Source organism: Ulvibacter litoralis (assembly GCF_900102055.1).
GTDB classification, from domain to species: Bacteria; Bacteroidota; Bacteroidia; order Flavobacteriales; family Flavobacteriaceae; genus Ulvibacter; species Ulvibacter litoralis.
In genome coordinates this window covers 460,824-476,388 of the sequence record NZ_FNBA01000001.1, presented here as the reverse complement: position 1 = coordinate 476,388, position 15,565 = coordinate 460,824, and the positions used below count along the sequence as shown (strand labels likewise).

The 15,565-nt window shown below is 36.5% G+C and carries 13 protein-coding genes; 10 read left to right on the top strand and 3 right to left on the bottom strand.

Annotated elements, in window-relative coordinates; translation table 11 throughout:
- Positions 1 to 12 precede the first annotated feature (12 nt).
- The 5 genes from BLQ00_RS02170 (at position 13) to BLQ00_RS02150 (ending at position 5,621) form a co-directional block, all read left to right on the top strand.
- The gene (locus BLQ00_RS02170; RefSeq protein ID WP_093139895.1) at positions 13 to 927 is read left to right on the top strand and encodes a dihydrodipicolinate synthase family protein; all 915 of its coding nucleotides are present in this window, start codon (positions 13 to 15) and stop codon (positions 925 to 927) included.
- A gap of 183 nt (positions 928 to 1,110) precedes the next feature.
- Positions 1,111 to 2,694, top strand: coding sequence for an aldehyde dehydrogenase (NADP(+)) (locus BLQ00_RS02165; RefSeq protein WP_093139893.1), 1,584 nt, complete (start codon positions 1,111 to 1,113; stop codon positions 2,692 to 2,694).
- Between the two features lie 3 nt (positions 2,695 to 2,697).
- Positions 2,698 to 3,708 (top strand): 4-hydroxyproline epimerase, encoded by a 1,011-nt coding sequence (locus BLQ00_RS02160; RefSeq protein WP_093139890.1) that lies wholly within the window; start codon positions 2,698 to 2,700, stop codon positions 3,706 to 3,708.
- A gap of 2 nt (positions 3,709 to 3,710) precedes the next feature.
- Positions 3,711 to 4,946: an NAD(P)/FAD-dependent oxidoreductase gene (locus BLQ00_RS02155; RefSeq protein ID WP_093139888.1), complete on the top strand. Its 1,236-nt coding sequence runs from the start codon at positions 3,711 to 3,713 to the stop codon at positions 4,944 to 4,946.
- Positions 4,947 to 5,036: 90 nt separating this feature from the next.
- Positions 5,037 to 5,621, top strand: coding sequence for a porin family protein (locus BLQ00_RS02150; protein ID WP_093139885.1), 585 nt, complete (start codon positions 5,037 to 5,039; stop codon positions 5,619 to 5,621).
- 37 nt (positions 5,622 to 5,658) lie between these two features.
- On the opposite strand, the gene BLQ00_RS02145 is transcribed toward BLQ00_RS02150, so the two are convergent.
- The 3 genes from BLQ00_RS02145 to BLQ00_RS02135 are packed head-to-tail and all read right to left on the bottom strand — an operon-like array spanning position 5,659 to position 9,860.
- Positions 5,659 to 6,327, bottom strand: a complete 669-nt coding sequence (locus BLQ00_RS02145) for a hypothetical protein (RefSeq protein ID WP_139149347.1) — start codon at positions 6,325 to 6,327, stop codon at positions 5,659 to 5,661.
- Positions 6,328 to 6,379: 52 nt separating this feature from the next.
- Positions 6,380 to 6,811 carry a YybH family protein gene (locus BLQ00_RS02140; protein ID WP_093139880.1) on the bottom strand — a complete coding sequence of 144 codons (432 nt, stop codon included), beginning with the start codon at positions 6,809 to 6,811 and terminating at the stop codon, positions 6,380 to 6,382.
- A 19-nt stretch (positions 6,812 to 6,830) separates the two neighbouring features.
- Entirely contained in the window at positions 6,831 to 9,860 is a 3,030-nt protein-coding gene (locus tag BLQ00_RS02135) for an aminotransferase class III-fold pyridoxal phosphate-dependent enzyme (RefSeq protein WP_093141863.1), read from the bottom strand.
- Positions 9,861 to 10,088: 228 nt separating this feature from the next.
- Here BLQ00_RS02135 and BLQ00_RS02130 point away from each other — a divergent pair, with 228 nt between their 5' ends.
- The 5 genes from BLQ00_RS02130 (at position 10,089) to BLQ00_RS02110 (ending at position 15,563) form a co-directional block, all read left to right on the top strand.
- The gene (locus tag BLQ00_RS02130; RefSeq protein WP_093139878.1) at positions 10,089 to 10,502 is read left to right on the top strand and encodes a response regulator; all 414 of its coding nucleotides are present in this window, start codon (positions 10,089 to 10,091) and stop codon (positions 10,500 to 10,502) included.
- A 15-nt stretch (positions 10,503 to 10,517) separates the two neighbouring features.
- Complete coding sequence (locus tag BLQ00_RS02125; protein WP_093139875.1) at positions 10,518 to 12,623, top strand: PAS domain-containing sensor histidine kinase; 2,106 nt, start codon at positions 10,518 to 10,520, stop codon at positions 12,621 to 12,623.
- 68 nt (positions 12,624 to 12,691) lie between these two features.
- Positions 12,692 to 13,234, top strand: a complete 543-nt coding sequence (locus BLQ00_RS02120) for a heme NO-binding domain-containing protein (protein WP_093139872.1) — start codon at positions 12,692 to 12,694, stop codon at positions 13,232 to 13,234.
- Positions 13,227 to 15,209 (top strand): PAS domain-containing sensor histidine kinase, encoded by a 1,983-nt coding sequence (locus BLQ00_RS02115; RefSeq protein ID WP_093139869.1) that lies wholly within the window; start codon positions 13,227 to 13,229, stop codon positions 15,207 to 15,209. The genes BLQ00_RS02120 and BLQ00_RS02115 overlap by 8 nt, the downstream gene beginning before the upstream one ends.
- A gap of 30 nt (positions 15,210 to 15,239) precedes the next feature.
- Positions 15,240 to 15,563, top strand: coding sequence for a hypothetical protein (locus tag BLQ00_RS02110; protein WP_093139866.1), 324 nt, complete (start codon positions 15,240 to 15,242; stop codon positions 15,561 to 15,563).
- Positions 15,564 to 15,565: the final 2 nt, after the last annotated feature.

Genomic DNA, 15,565 nt, shown 5'->3' with positions numbered 1-15,565 from the left:
AAAAAAATTGCTATGAAAATAGAATGGAAAGGCATCATGCCAGCAGTAACGACAAAATTTACAAGCGACGATGAACTAGATTTACCGATGTTCAAAGTTAATTTGCAAGCGCAATTAGACGCAGGTGTTCACGGAATTGTACTTGGCGGAACTTTAGGAGAAGCAAGCACACTTACCGACTCCGAAAAACGTACTTTAACACAAGAAACTGTAGCTTTTGTTGACGGAAAAATCCCTGTATTGATCAATGTAGCAGAGCAAAGCACCAAAAAAGCAATCGAAGCGGCACAATTCGCAAAAGAAGATGGCGCCAGCGGATTAATGGTACTTCCACCGATGCGCTACAAGTCGGGAGATCGTGAAACGGTCGAGTACTTTAAAGCTATTGCCAACAGCACTTCCTTGCCTATTATGATTTACAACAATCCGGTAGATTATAAAATTGAAGTCACGTTAGACATGTTCGAAGAGTTGCTAAAATGCCCAAATATTCAAGCAGTAAAAGAATCTACCCGCGATATTTCAAACGTTACCCGAATCAAAAATAGATTTGGCGATCGTTTAAAAATCTTAACAGGTGTAGACACCATCGCACTCGAAAGTCTGCTAATGGGCGCCGACGGTTGGGTTGCCGGATTGGTTTGTGCATTCCCTGCAGAAACTGTAGCCATTTACGAACTTCAAAAAGCAGGGCGCATCCAAGAGGCCATCGCTATTTACAGATGGTTCTTACCCTTGCTAGAGTTGGATATAAACCCTAAATTAGTGCAAAATATAAAACTTGCCGAGGTTGCCACAGGCATCGGAACCGAGCAAGTTCGCGCTCCAAGATTACCTTTATTTGGTGACGAACGTACCCATGTTTTATCGGTAATTGAAAAAGGGATGCAAACAAGACCTATAGTGCCCGATTATAAAAATTTATAGCGTTTCGGGTGTTCCCGCTTGAAAAACACGGTCAGGCCTGCCTGCCGGTAGGCAGGCTTTCGGCACTCGCTTCCTCCATTGCCGTTGGCGCTGGAGGAGAGCTTAAACAAAGCCTCTATCCTTAACACAAATAAAAATTAAACCCATGGCTGTTGCAGCACATCTAGAAAGGATTAAAAAACTATGATTACAGGAAAAAACTATATCGGAAGTACCTTATCTTCCAAAGGAACAAAAACCTATAAAACCTTCAATCCGCAATTGAATATTGAAAATGACATCACATTTTCAGAAGCAACTCAAGAAGAAATAAACGAAGCAGCAGCGTTGGCTTCCGAAGCATTTAAAACGTATAGAAATGTGTCAGGAATCCAAAAAGCAGCCTTTTTAAACGCTATTGCCGACGAAATTTTAGCCTTAGGAGATGAAGCTGTTAAAACCTATTGTTCAGAAACTGGATTGCCAGAAGGACGTGCTATAGGCGAACGCGGACGCACCATGGGGCAATTAAAAGCCTTTGCGGCACTGCTAGAAGAAGGTTCTTGGGTAGATGCGGTAATAGATACGGCTCAACCCGAACGTACACCCATGCCAAGATCGGACATTCGGAAAATGCAAATCGCAATGGGACCCGTCGTTGTTTTTGGCGCTAGTAATTTTGCCTTTGCGTTTTCTACTGCAGGAGGCGATACCGCAGCAGCCTTGGCAGCAGGATGTCCCGTAATCGTAAAATCACATCCAATGCATGCCGGAACAAGTGAGTTGGTAGCAAGTGCAATTTTAAAAGCTGCAAAACGAACAGGAATGCCCGAAGGTGTTTTTTCAAATGTAAATAGCAGCGGAATTGAAGTTGGAGCGCAATTGGTTTCGCACCCAGCGATAAAAGCCGTTGGTTTTACAGGAAGTTATAAAGGTGGAAAAGCCTTATACGATTTGGCAGCCAAACGTCCAGAACCGATTCCTGTATTTGCCGAAATGGGAAGTATTAATCCTGTCGTAGTATTGCCAGAAGCTCTAACCAATCGCGGTACAGATTTGGCAAAAACGTACGCAGGTTCAGTCACTTTAGGAACGGGACAATTTTGTACCAATCCGGGGTTGTTACTCGGTATCAAAAGTGACGCCTTAACACAGTTTGTAAAAACACTTTCAGAAACGATTCTAACCATTGATCCTTCTTGTATGTTGCATCCTAATATTGCAACTACCTATGAAGCGAACAAACAAAAAGCGTTGGATCAAGAAGGAGTGACAGTCACCGCACAATACGATACTAAAATTAAAGAAAATTACGCCCGACAAGCAGTAACCACTGTTGACGGAAGCACTTTTTTAGAAAATACGCAATTACATCAGGAGGTTTTCGGACCGTTTACGATGGTGGTGCAATGTGACAATGTAGCCCAATTAGAAACCATTATTTCGAAATTGGAAGGGCAATTAACGGGAACTATTTTGGGAGAACCTTCAGAACTTCCAGACTATAAAAATGTAATAGAGGCGCTTCAAAATAGGGTAGGACGTATTGTGTATAATGGTGTTCCTACGGGAGTAGAAGTGTGTCCTGCAATGGTACATGGCGGACCGTTTCCAGCAACGACCGACAGTCGTTTTACTTCGGTTGGGGTCTCGTCAATACAGCGTTGGGTGCGCCCTTTTTGTTTTCAAGATTGGCCAAATGCTTTATTGCCTGAAGAACTTAAAAATGAAAATCCGTTAGGGATTACTAGATTGGTGAATAGTTCGGTAACATCTGCAAAAATCTAAGTTATGGCGCGTTCTGTTTTTGAATGTATCGATGCGCATACCTGCGGAAACCCAGTTCGGGTTATTAAAGCGGGTGGTCCTAATTTGGAAGGCGCAACTATGAGTGAGAAACGCCAACACTTTTTAAAAGAATACGATTGGATTCGGAAAGGGTTGATGTTTGAACCTCGCGGACACGATATGATGAGCGGTTCTATTTTATTTCCGCCACACGATCCCGAAAATGATGTAGCTATTTTATTTATTGAAACCTCAGGGTGCTTGCCCATGTGTGGTCACGGAACCATAGGAACCATTACCATCGCGATTGAAGAAGGCTTAATTGCCCCTAAAGTGCCTGGGAAAATTAGAATGGAAGCTCCCGCGGGATTGATTCAAGTTGACTACCAACAAACTGGTAAAAAGGTAGATTGGGTAAAACTGGTAAATGTAAAAAGTTATTTGGCTGCCGAAGGTCTAACGGTAGTGTGTCCAGAATTAGGTGAAATTACGTTTGATGTTGCCTACGGAGGGAATTATTATGCTATTGTTGATCCGCAACAAAATTTTTCTGGGGTACACGATTTTACAGCAAGTAAGATTGTACAATACTCGCAAGTAGTTCGGGATCGAATTAATGAAAAGTATCCAGATCTATTTGTGCATCCTGAAAATTCGACCATTCGAGATGTGACACACATGCTTTGGACGGGTACTCCAATAAACCCAGAGTCTTCAGGGCGAAATGCGGTATTTTATGGTGATAAAGCCATTGATAGAAGTCCGTGTGGCACGGGAACTTCGGCACGTTTGGCACAATTGTACGCAAAAGGTAAATTGAAGGTGGGAGAATCGTATCTTCACGAAAGTTATATTGGAAGTACTTTTGTGGGTTGTGTTGAAGAAGAAACAACTCTGGCAGGGAAAAAAGCAATAATTCCTAGCATTCAAGGATGGGCAAAAGTGTATGGGTATAACACCATTATTATTGATGATGAAGACGATCCATATGCACATGGATTTCAGGTAATTTAAATATGAAACACTGTACAATTATTGGCGGCGGCATTATTGGTTTATGCTCGGCGTATTATTTACTGAAGGAAAACTACGAAGTAACGGTTATTGACAAATCGGACATTGTAAGTGGTGCTTCATTTGTAAATGCGGGTTATATTACTCCTTCTCACATTATTCCGTTAGCAGCTCCAGGAATGATTACCAAAGGGATGAAGTATATGTTTAATTCGTCCAGTCCTTTTTTCGTAAAACCACGTTTGGACAAAGACTTTTTAAAATGGACTTGGTTGTTTAAAAAAGCGTGTACTAAAAAGAATGTTGAAAAAAGTACACAGACGATTTTAGACATTAATTTATTGAGTCAGCAGTTATTTAAAGAAATATACGAATCTGGCGATGTCGATTTTCATATTGAGCACAAAGGATTGTTGATGGCGTTTCAGAAAGAAGCTTCAAAAAAGCACGAACAAGAAGTGGTCGATAGAGCTTCAGCCATGGGACTTCAAATTGCGTATGTTGACAAAACGAGTTTGGCAAAATTAGAGCCAAATTTAATCGCAGAAGGCGCTTTTCATTATTATAGTGATTCACATACAACTCCCCAGTTATTTATGGCGTCTATGAAGCAATTTCTTCAGAAGAAAGGCGTGGCATTTAAAACAAATGAAGAAGTGCTTTCTATAGATCCCGTACAAGAGCGCATCGAAGTGAAAACAGTTAAAAACACTTATCAAACGGATGAGGTTGTGGTGGCAACAGGAGCTTGGAGTGAAAAAATAGCAAAACAATTTGGTGTTTATATTCCGGTTCAGGCAGGGAAAGGATATAGTATCAATACGGAAGCTTCAACAAAAATTACGCATCCAACTGTTTTAATGGAAGCCAATGTTGCGGTAACACCCATGCGCGGATTTACACGTTTTGCAGGAACGATGGAATTGGCTGGATTGAGCGAAAATATACGTAAAGAACGCGTGGAAGCAATTGCGAATGCAGCCTCCAAATTCTATAAAAACGTATCACTTTCCGAAGAAGAAAAAGAAAATGCAGCTTACGGATTTCGACCTGTTTCGCCCGACGGATTGCCTTTTATTGGAAAATTAGGGACTCATAAAAATATTACCATTGCAACCGGTCATGCGATGATGGGATGGAGTTTAGGACCAGGAACGGGAAAATTGGTGGCGCAATTAATTGCTAATAAAAAAACGGCCATGGCAATTGAACGGTTTTTACCCGAGCGTTTTAGTTAGGAATATCTTGTTTTAATACTATCTATAGAAAGCGGAATAATTCTTGCAGTTCATTTCTTTTATTAGTGTGAATTATAAAATTGAATCTGAATGAAGAGAATTTTAGTAGTAACCGTATTTCTAATAGGAGCAATTTTAAATGGATTTGGTCAATCACAAAAAAACGATCTAAAACTCATTATTTCAGCCTTGCCTTTATTTGGTTCTTCTGATAGCTTCGATTCTGGCATCAATGGAATTGTTTTAAAACCATCCATTGGGTATTATATTTCAGAAAAAACTTCCATCGATTTGAACTTTTCGTATGCTTCTCTAAATAATTTAAGAGTTGGAAACATAAATTCATATTATAACTCTTTTGCGTTTATTCCTAGTGTGAGAAACAATTTTGTAAACAAGGAAAAGTTAAGAGTTTTTGCTGAATTTGGTTTTGGATTTGGAACCATTAAATACGATGCGGACGATAGTAATTTTCGAACTTATCAACACGAACAATTAAGTGGTGGAATTTCTGTACTTACGATTGGAATTGGTGGAAATTATTATTTCAATGATAGATTTGGACTTGAAGTAATCATCCCATACATCAGTTCGAGAAATATCACTTCGGAAAACAAGAATAGTTTATACGCTGGAGTTGGACCCACTATAGGACTCACCTATAAGCTGAATTAAAAAGGTAAGGTGCTTCGTTTCAGAAAATAATCGCTCTTTATTTAAAAAAATAAGCATACAGTTGTTTCAACTTTGACGGAGTAGTAATTGTTATGTTTTCTAGATTGTTAGCTTCTTTTGAAGTTTTGTATGATTGTATATATTCTTTTGTCCGTTCAGGAAATGCAGCGGTTTCATAATCAAACTTTGACGTCCAATTAAGTTCACAAATTTCAAACCCGTTAAAACATTCCGTAGGGACTAAATCGTATGCTTTCATTGTAATTAAGAAGCGCTCTATTCCACCAAAAGGGTAATTTCCTGTAGAAAATGTTACAATGCCTTCTTGCTCATTAATTTTTTCTAAAGCATCCATGTCTACTTCGAAACCGTATTCCAAATAATTAAAAATAGAACCAATATCTTGTATTCCAAGTGACGCTAATTTTTCGTTATCAGCTTTTAAAAATTGTTCTAGAAATAGCGTGACATAGTCTGGGATTAGTTCATTGTAACGATGTACTTCTGGTTTTTCATCTAAATAATCGGAGAGCTCTTTTACGGCAGCATCTACTTCTTCTTGTGTTTTTTTGGTGTCCCAATCAATTTCAGGACTGTTGTCTACATATTCAAAACCAGGTTCTCTCATGTTTACCATATGCGTATACAGCGTCTGAAAATCTGGATACTTTGAATTATCCTGAATGTTGAATTTTATATAAAGCATTTGCTAATTGGTATTTTATTGGGTTGTTATTCGCTTTCAAAAGAATTTGCTTCTAACAAGACATGTCTGCTACAATTTTCCAAACGCCGTCTATTTTCTTGAATATTATTAAAAAAACGCCATTTGCATCGCCAACGGTACGTTTCAGAAAATATTCGCCCATCACCCAATACGAACCTTCATCAATTTTAGAAATATCATTCAGTTTAAAAGTTAAGGTGCCAGAATGTTCTTTGGTAGGGTATCCTTTTTTGTAATTATCTAAGGTTTGCTGCCATCCTTTTGTAAGTCCGCTACTGCCATAGAATTTAAGGGAATCACTTTTCCAATAGCCTTGCATAAACCCTTCAAGGTCGTTGTGAGACCATGCTTTTTCTTGCAGCTTCATCACAGTTCTAATCGCTTCAATGTCTTCTGCTTCGGTGGTTTGTGAGTAGCAATTTAAAGTAGTAATGAGTATGAAGAGAAATAATAATTTTTTCATAATGATTTTGTTTTTGTGTTTAAAGTTGATGGTACTGCAACATAAAATCTTCAGCAAAGATCGTTTTCAGTCTAAAGATAAGCTCTTTAGCATTTTCTAGGCTAAAAACAATGGGTGGTTTTATCTTTAGCACGTTGTAATCGGGTCCGTCGGTACTCATTAAAATACCTAGATCTTTCATTCTATTGGCGAGATAGGTCGCGTGATGTGCCAATGGTTTTTTAGAAGTGTCGTTCAATTCAAATCCTAAAAATAAGCCTTCTCCTCGAACGTCTCCAATAATAGGAAACTGTTGTTGTAGCGCTTTAAGTTCAGCCTTTAAAAAGGAACCGACTTCTCGTGCGTTTTGTTGCAGGTTATCGTCTTCAATACATTGTAAAACGGAGCGTCCAATGGCAGAAGAAACAGGATTTCCGCCAAAGGTGTTGAAATATTCCATTTCGTTTGCAAAGGCGTCTGCCATTTGTTGTGTGCAGGCTACAATGGCAAGAGGATGCCCATTTCCAGCAGGTTTTCCCATGGTAACAATGTCCGGAATGACATCGAACAGCTCAAACGCCCAAAAGGTTTTTCCCATACGTCCAAAACCTGTTTGTACTTCGTCTGCAATGCAAATTCCGCCCGCTTCTCGAACGTGCTTATACACTTCTTTAAAATAATTTTTCGGCGGAACTATTTGTCCGCCGCAGCTTACCAATGATTCACCAATAAATCCTGCGATATTTTCGTCTACCACTTTTAAATGTTCAATAGCTTTTTTAGCGTAGCGTGCATAGGCTACGCCACCATCTTCTCCAGTATGACGTCCTCTAAAAGGATCTGGAAGGGGTAAAATGTGTGTGTCGGCAGGTTTTCCAGCACCGCCTTTCCCATCAAATTTATACGAACTCACTTCCATGACCGACGTTGTGTTTCCGTGGTAACCTGCTTCAATAGCGAGCATGTCTGTGTTTCCAGTGATGGTTCTCGCCATTCGCAATGCCAATTCGTTGGCTTCACTTCCTGAATTCACAAAATGCAGCACCGATATTTCCTTCGGAAGCTTTTTTAATAAAGCATTCGCATAGGCAACGATCTCTTCGTGTAGATAGCGCGTGTTGGTGTTTAATATCGACATTTGTCGTTGTCCCGCAGCGACCACTTTCGGATTTTGATGTCCTACGTGGTTTACATTATTAACCGTGTCCAAATACTTTTTACCAAGCGTATCGATTAAATAAACGCCTTCGCCTCGCACAATGTGTAAAGGTTTGTTGTACGATAAACTTAACGTTTTGCCTAAATGCTCTTTTCTGAAAGTAATGATGGTTTCATCGGCAGTGGGATACTGCGTTCCTAAATCTTTGTTTTTGAAGAAAAGGTTTGGGTCTGGACAGATACTTTTCCAAACATCTAATTGGTTTGGATACGTGACACCCGGAAAATCAAATTCATAGTCTAACATCGATAGCATTACTTGAAAATGTAGGTGTGGCACCCATTCGCCATTTTCGCTACTATTTCCTAAGTAGCCAATACAATCGCCCTTTGCGATGCGATCGCCAATATTGTAACGTGTAGCACTTGCGACAGAAAGATGTCCGTACAGGGTGTAAAAAGTTAGATTATCCTCTGTGTGTTTTAAAATGATAAGTCCGCCGTATTCTTTGTATTTCGCATTGTTGGTCGCGGTAAAAACTTCACCATCCAAGAGCGCGTGTACGGGTGTTTGTTCGGGCAGCCAAAAATCGACACCTAAATGTATGGATCGGCTCTCGGGACCGTTATTGCCTTCTTTGTCGAACGAAGAAGCCGTGTAAAGGGGTCGCGCTTCACAGTATCCGCCCGCAATTAGTTTGGTGGGATGTTCTTTCTGAAGTTGTGTTATTTTATATTGAAAAAGATCGAGGTTATTAAACTCTGTTGTGTTTCCTATCCAGGTACTCGCTATGTTTAAATCGAGTAGTTGGATTTCTTCTTTTGCTTCGGAAGGGAATAATTCTGAAAAGCTGAAAGATTGGTTTTTTATAAATTCTTTAAAGGGTGCTTCGGAAGGATTTGCAGGAAAGCCGCAGGCATTTCTGAAGCTAAAGTGTGCAAAATCCTCGTGTATTTGAAACCATTTTTTCAGCAATTCCCAAGCGGGTTTTTCACTAATAAGAAGGTATTCGTTTTCTGGATTTTCTACCTTGTTAATGACCGATTTGGTTACCGAAATTACCAATCGCATGGCAATGGCAATGTATAAATGGTTTAATTCTTCTTCTTGAAGTGGAAATGATTGATGGTATCCTTTTACAATTGCTAAGGAAGCCTCTAAAGGGTCGTGTTTCCCCATACTGGCATAGGCACATGCAATAGCAACATCATTAATGATTTGTGTGTAAACGGCATCGCCATAATCGATAATGGCTTCCACTTTTGGGCTTTGTAAGTCATGAGAAACAATGATATTATTGTCGTTAGCATCGTTGTGTACAACACTTTTTCGTAAGGTGGTGTAGGTAGGTTGTGCAGTTTCAAATTTTGTTTGAAAGTGTGTTAGAATTTGTGTCTCTTCCGCAGTAAATAAGGAAATGTGTTTGGTTGTCCAAAGCGATTGTGCAATGTCCCATTGAAAGATGCGATGTGCTTCGGGATGGTTAAAATCTGAAAGTACTTTTGTTAGTAAACCAACTTGTTGCCCTAAGCTAAAGCGTAAGGGGTCTAATTGCGGATTTACGTGACTCCATAAACGTCCAGGAATCCAAGTTAGCAATCTGACGGTTACTTCTTTTCCAGTTTCTGTTGTGTGTGTTGAAGTGGCTTTTCCATCTCGGTTTCGAATGTAAGTTGGGGCCTTTACTATTTCTTCATAACCTTCAAGATGTTCATGTATTTTTTGCTGAAAATCTAAGTAAGCTTCAGAAGTATCGGGATGCGATATTTTTAAGATGAATTCAGCCTTGGTTTCCGAAGTAATTTTAAAGTTTTGATCTATTTCGCCTGGAAGTTTTGAAGCTTCCGAAGTGATTTCGAAGAAGTGTTTAACAAGTTGTGATGCTTTTTCCGAAGAAATAGTTGTAGGCATATACATAAAATTTGCTAAAACAATAATACTAAAAAACTATGAGTAAATATTCCTGAAGCCTTTCTATGAATGGGATATTTGCGATTTTCTTCATTTTTAGAGAAACCATTCACCGACACAAATCAAATTTTGAACGATACTAAAACAGGTTTAAACGAATTTGACTACCTTTTGAGTCAAATTCGCGCATTTTTGTGTCGTATTAATCAATCGAAAATACATTAAAAAATGGTAAATAATCTCTCCATACTGTTTATAGAAGATGATGTTGTTGAAACAATGAAAATGAATAGGACATTAGTCAAGTTAGGTCTTATTCATGCAATACAGGAAGCCAAAAATGGTGAAGAAGCCTTGCGAATTTTAATGACAAAAGAGAATCTTCCCGATATCATTTTATTGGATTTAAATATGCCTAAAGTAAATGGGTTAGAGTTTTTGAAAATTATAAAAGCCGATGAACGTCTTAGATATATCCCCACGATTGTTTTAACGACTTCAAATAATCACAAAGATTTATTAGAGTGTTATGAAATAGGAATAGCTGGATATGTATTAAAACCTTTAAAATATGAGGATTACGTATCTAAAATGGAAAAGCTATTGGCCTATTGGAGTGTTAACGAGTTGATTAAGGCGTAAGATTAGTTGTGAGAAATGACAGAAGAAGTATCTATAGAAATAATGCAAAAGGCGCTTTTGCGAGAGCGACAAGCGAGAAAAGAAGCTGAAAGTATAGCGCTTGAAGCTTCAAAAGAAGTACATAATTTGCGTCAAGAACTGAAAGATGCAAATTTTAAGCTTGCTTCTTTTGATGCAAAGAAGAATTCAGAAATAGAGAATGTTTTTGAAAATGTAAATGATGCCTATATTCTAGTTGATGAAAAGGGAAATCTTAAAAAACTGAATAATTTTGCGACAGAGCTGTTTAATTTAGGAGCAGGTTCGAAAAAGAAAAATATAAAAGATGTTATTTATTACGATGATTTAGCACTTTATAAAAAAGCCTTTAAAAAAGTACTTACCGAAGGAGCCATTAAAAACTTTAAGATTAGAATCTACAAAGGAAATGGCGAGATACGATTGTTGCAAATTAATGGGATTGGTATTTATGATACTGAAGGAAATCCGATAGGAGCCCATGGTATTGCGAGAGATGTTACGGAAGATGTTAGTATTAAAAATCAAATTGAAGAGCAGAAAGAACAATTAGATATTATTATAAAAAACTCTCCTGTTGGGATCACACTTTTTAAAGAGTTTTACAAGGGCATTTTAGTTATTAATCCAGCACTTCTTGATATGCTTGGGTACACTAGAGAAGAGTTTTTTGAAGTAGAGGAGACAAATTTAACGTATCCTGAAGATCAAGAAATTACCGATAAATACCAAAAAATGCTTACTTCGGGTGAGGTAGATTCATATCGCTTAGAAAAAAGGTATTTGAAAAAGGATGGTTCCATTTTATGGACAAATACCTACGCTAAATCTATTAAAGGTGAAGATGGTAAAATTAAGTATCATGTAGGAATTGTCGAGGATATAACTTCTATCCGTCAAAAAACATTAGCTTTAGACTATATTAATACGATTGCAATATCTATTTTGGGTAAGATAGATATTTATGAAATCGCTAAAATAATTACAGGTCAGATCGCTTCTTATTTAGAGACAAACTATTGTGAGTTGTACTTGGTGAATAAGGAAAAAGGAACTTTTAAGAAAATAACGGGGTTTGATTATGTTGAGCAGTTTAACAGTCCGATTAATGATGATTTAGAAATTGAATTGGAAAATAGTATTGTGGGAACTGTTGTTAAAACAGGAATCGCTTTTATAGAAAATGATACAACTGCAAATCCTAATTACGTTTTTAACGATAAGGTTCGATTGTCTCAAATGGCCGTGCCTATTATTAATAATGGGGAAATTATAGGCGTTATCAATGTTGAAGATAAAGAGCGAAACTATTATACAGATGACAATTTAGAAGTGTTAGAGAATATAGCTGGAATTGTTTCAATGCAATTAAAAAACGCTATCAACCATATTGAACGGATTAAAGCTGAGGATGAAAATAAAAAGCTCTTAATTAGATTAGAGCATAGTAATCGCGAATTACAAGATTATGCGCATATAGTCTCGCACGATTTAAAATCGCCACTTCGTGGGATTTCAAGTTTGATGAGTTGGATAAAGGAAGATCATTTAGCTTCTATCAATGCTGAGGTTATGAGTAGCTTTAATTTGATAGATTCGAAGTTGCAGTTAATGGATGGCTTAATTACAGGGATCTTGCAATATTCAAGTATTGATTTAGAAAATGGCACAAATGAAGCTGTAGATATTAATGAAGTATTTCAAGATATATTTAAAACACTTCATGTTCCAAACACGATTAATATAGAGGTGATTGGAGTTTTTCCAATTATTAGTGCCCATAAGGTGCGTATTCAGCAGTTATTTCAGAACTTAATTAGTAATGCAATTAAGTACAATGATAAAGACAGAGGCGAAATTTATTTAAGTTATAGCAAAGACACAGATGGGTATATTTTTAGTGTAAAAGATAATGGTGTCGGAATTAGCGAACAATTTCATGAAAGAATTTTTAAAATGTTTAGTAAATTAACAAACGATATAGACTCTACAGGAATTGGTTTGTCAATTGTAAAGAAAATAGTAGACCTTTACGATGGGGAAGTATGGTTGGAAAGTGAAGAAGGTGTAGGAACGGAATTTTTTATTAAGTTAAAGCAATGATTTTTAGATAATAGCTAATACAAAAGGTAATGGGATGTCTATTAGTTTATAAGTAGTTAATTAACCATATGAAAGGAATTTTATTTACAGAATTTTTGCAATTAGTGGAAGATAAGTATGGATTAGCTGTTGTCGATGAGCTCATCCAAAAATCTGAGCTATCTACCGATGGAGCTTATACTGCTGTTGGGAGATATGAATTTTCTGAAATGTTAAGCTTGTTACATAATTTAAGTCAATATACTAAATTGAGTATTGACGACTTATTACTTGCATATGCAGAACATTTTTTCATTGTTTTAAAACGGGATTATCTTCATATATTAGAAAAATACACAGACCCGTTAGAAATGCTTTCGTCAATTGAAGGGCATATTCATGTGGAGGTATTAAAAATCTATCCCGATGCAGATTTACCTAAATTTCAAATTATAGAAAAAACAGATACAAATTTAATAATGATTTATTCCTCTAGCAAAGCAATGTATAGCTTTGGATTAGGCCTTATGCATAAAACTTTTGAATACTTTAATGCGAACGCTACCATAGAAATGGAAAAAATCAAAGATGATGGTACTGAAGTAAAATTCGTTATTACTAAGAATGGATAACGAAAAAATAGAAATATTAGAAAGGGCTCTTGCTAGAGAGCGTATGGCTCGTAAAGAAGCTGAAAATATACTTGAGCAAAAATCTCTTGAACTATACTATTTAGCGCAACAATTTAAAGAAGCAAATTATGCATTAGAGAGTTTGGTTGCAAGAAAAAACATTGAGTTAGAAGGTGTTTTTAAAAATATTATAGATGCGTATTGCGTATTAGATTTATACGGAAATGTGTTAGAAATGAACAGTGCTACGTACTCCCTTTTAGGAGTGAGTAAAGGTAGTAAAACCATAAATTTGTTAGAATTTGTAGCTCCTGAAGAGAAAGTAAAGACACAGGAAGCTGTGATGGAGATTCTTAAAAGTGGAACGTACCAAGATTTAAGAGTGAAAATAATTTCTAGGCAAGGAGAGTTTAAATATCTTCATATAAATGCGAGTTTAATTTTAGATGGCTACGGAGACCCTGTTGCTATACAGGGGATTGCAAGAGATGTTACGCAAGAAAAAATAATGCAGAATGAACTAATCGAATCTGAAGATAGGCTAAAACTGATTATTCAAAATCTAGACACTGGAGTCTTTTTGGAAGACGAAAATAGAGTCACCGTTATTGGGAATAATAAGCTTTTTGAAATGTTTTACATTCCGCATACCATCGATACTTTTCCTGGAAACGATATAACAAATGGCGAAAAAGAGAGTAAAACACTTTTTTTAGAACCTGAAAAATTTGAACAAAGAATCCATGAAATTTTTGAGAAGAAAGAGCCAGTTATAGGTGATGAGTTGCGAATGGTTGATGGAAAAATTTTAGAGCGTAATTACACCCCTTTTATTAGAGATGGTGTCTTTAAAGGGCATTTATGGAGCTTTAAGGATGTAACTGTAACTAAAAAGTACAGCGCAAGTTTGGAAGCCCAAAAACAAAAGTTTAGCAATATAATTGCAAACATGAATTTAGGCTTGGTTGAGGTTACACTCGACAAGAAGGCTGTTTTTGTTAACAATAGTTTTGAAGCCCTTACGGGTTATTCTGAATCAGAATTATTAGGAGAAAGTATTAACGATTTACTACAAAATACAACAGAAGCGAAATTGTTTTTTAATCAAAGAGTAGACGAAACTGTAAAAGATGGGTCTAATTCTTTTGAAGGGCAAATTATCACCAAACAAGGAGAACGTCGAGATTGGCTCATTAGTTCAGCGCCTAACTATGACATTAACGGTATTGTAATTGGTTCTATTGGAGTTGTGTTAGATATTACCGACTTAAAAGCACTTCAAAAAACTAAAGAACAATTATTAACTAAATTAGAGCAGAGTAATACCGAGCTTCAAGAATATGCTCATATTGTATCTCACGATTTAAAGTCTCCTTTGCGAAGTATATTTGCATTGGTTTCATGGTTAAAGGAGGACAATAAAGATGTGTTTACAGAGACTAGTTTGGAAAATATTCAGCTAATCGAAGCGACTTTAGAAAAAATGGAACTTTTAATTTCGGATGTGTTAAATTACTCTAGTGTTACCTCTGATACCTTAGAGGCTAAATCTGTAGATTTAAACTTGGTCGTAGAGGATTTGCATAAAATTCTTTATTTTCCAGATCATATTAACTTGAGAGTGATTAATAAACTTCCAACTATTCAAGGTGATCAAACGCGATTGCAGCAGTTATTTCAAAATTTAATAAGTAATGCAATTCGCTTTATAGATAAAGAAAAAGGACTTATAGAAATTGATGTTGAAGAACAAGAATTGTATTACAAATTCTCTATTTCTGATAATGGTGTTGGAATTGAAGAAAAATATTTTGAAAAAATATTTATGATTTTTCAATCTTTAAATGAAGACAAAAAATCTTCAGGTATTGGACTTTCAATTGTGAAAAAAATTGTGGATTTACACAAAGGAAAAATTTGGTTAAATAGCGAAGTGGGGAAAGGGACAACCTTCTATTTTACACTTGTTAAGTAGGATATAATATAACGAACTACTAATGAAAACATGATAAAAGAAACACCAAATTTACTACTAGTGAAGCAATTAGCAGATGGTGATGTTTCTTTTGAAAAAAAATTGGTAGGAGTAATAAAAAAAGAACTGCCAGTAGAAATAGAAACATATACTAACTATTATAATTCTAAAGAATTTGTAGAAAGTGCTAACATTGTACATAAAATTAAACATAAGATTAGTATCTTAGGGATGGCGCAAAGCCATCAATTTGTTGAAGATTATGAGAATGAATTAAGAGAAGAAAACAATTCTAAACACCAGGGGTTTCTTTCAGTTCTTGAAGTAATGATAAATTTTTTAAAACAGTATTAAGA

Bases quoted from the DNA above. Each gene is read 5' to 3' on its own strand.
- BLQ00_RS02165 (WP_093139893.1), top strand. From the start codon at position 1,111: ATGATTACAGGAAAAAACTATATCGGAAGTACCTTATCTTCCAAAGGA.
- BLQ00_RS02155 (WP_093139888.1), top strand. From the start codon at position 3,711: ATGAAACACTGTACAATTATTGGCGGCGGCATTATTGGTTTATGCTCG.
- BLQ00_RS02125 (WP_093139875.1), top strand. From the start codon at position 10,518: ATGACAGAAGAAGTATCTATAGAAATAATGCAAAAGGCGCTTTTGCGA.
- BLQ00_RS02160 (WP_093139890.1), top strand. From the start codon at position 2,698: ATGGCGCGTTCTGTTTTTGAATGTATCGATGCGCATACCTGCGGAAAC.
- BLQ00_RS02145 (WP_139149347.1), bottom strand. From the start codon at position 6,327: ATGCTTTATATAAAATTCAACATTCAGGATAATTCAAAGTATCCAGAT.
- BLQ00_RS02135 (WP_093141863.1), bottom strand. From the start codon at position 9,860: ATGCCTACAACTATTTCTTCGGAAAAAGCATCACAACTTGTTAAACAC.
- BLQ00_RS02170 (WP_093139895.1), top strand. From the start codon at position 13: ATGAAAATAGAATGGAAAGGCATCATGCCAGCAGTAACGACAAAATTT.
- BLQ00_RS02110 (WP_093139866.1), top strand. From the start codon at position 15,240: ATGATAAAAGAAACACCAAATTTACTACTAGTGAAGCAATTAGCAGAT.
- BLQ00_RS02115 (WP_093139869.1), top strand. From the start codon at position 13,227: ATGGATAACGAAAAAATAGAAATATTAGAAAGGGCTCTTGCTAGAGAG.
- BLQ00_RS02140 (WP_093139880.1), bottom strand. From the start codon at position 6,811: ATGAAAAAATTATTATTTCTCTTCATACTCATTACTACTTTAAATTGC.
- BLQ00_RS02130 (WP_093139878.1), top strand. From the start codon at position 10,089: ATGGTAAATAATCTCTCCATACTGTTTATAGAAGATGATGTTGTTGAA.
- BLQ00_RS02150 (WP_093139885.1), top strand. From the start codon at position 5,037: ATGAAGAGAATTTTAGTAGTAACCGTATTTCTAATAGGAGCAATTTTA.
- BLQ00_RS02120 (WP_093139872.1), top strand. From the start codon at position 12,692: ATGAAAGGAATTTTATTTACAGAATTTTTGCAATTAGTGGAAGATAAG.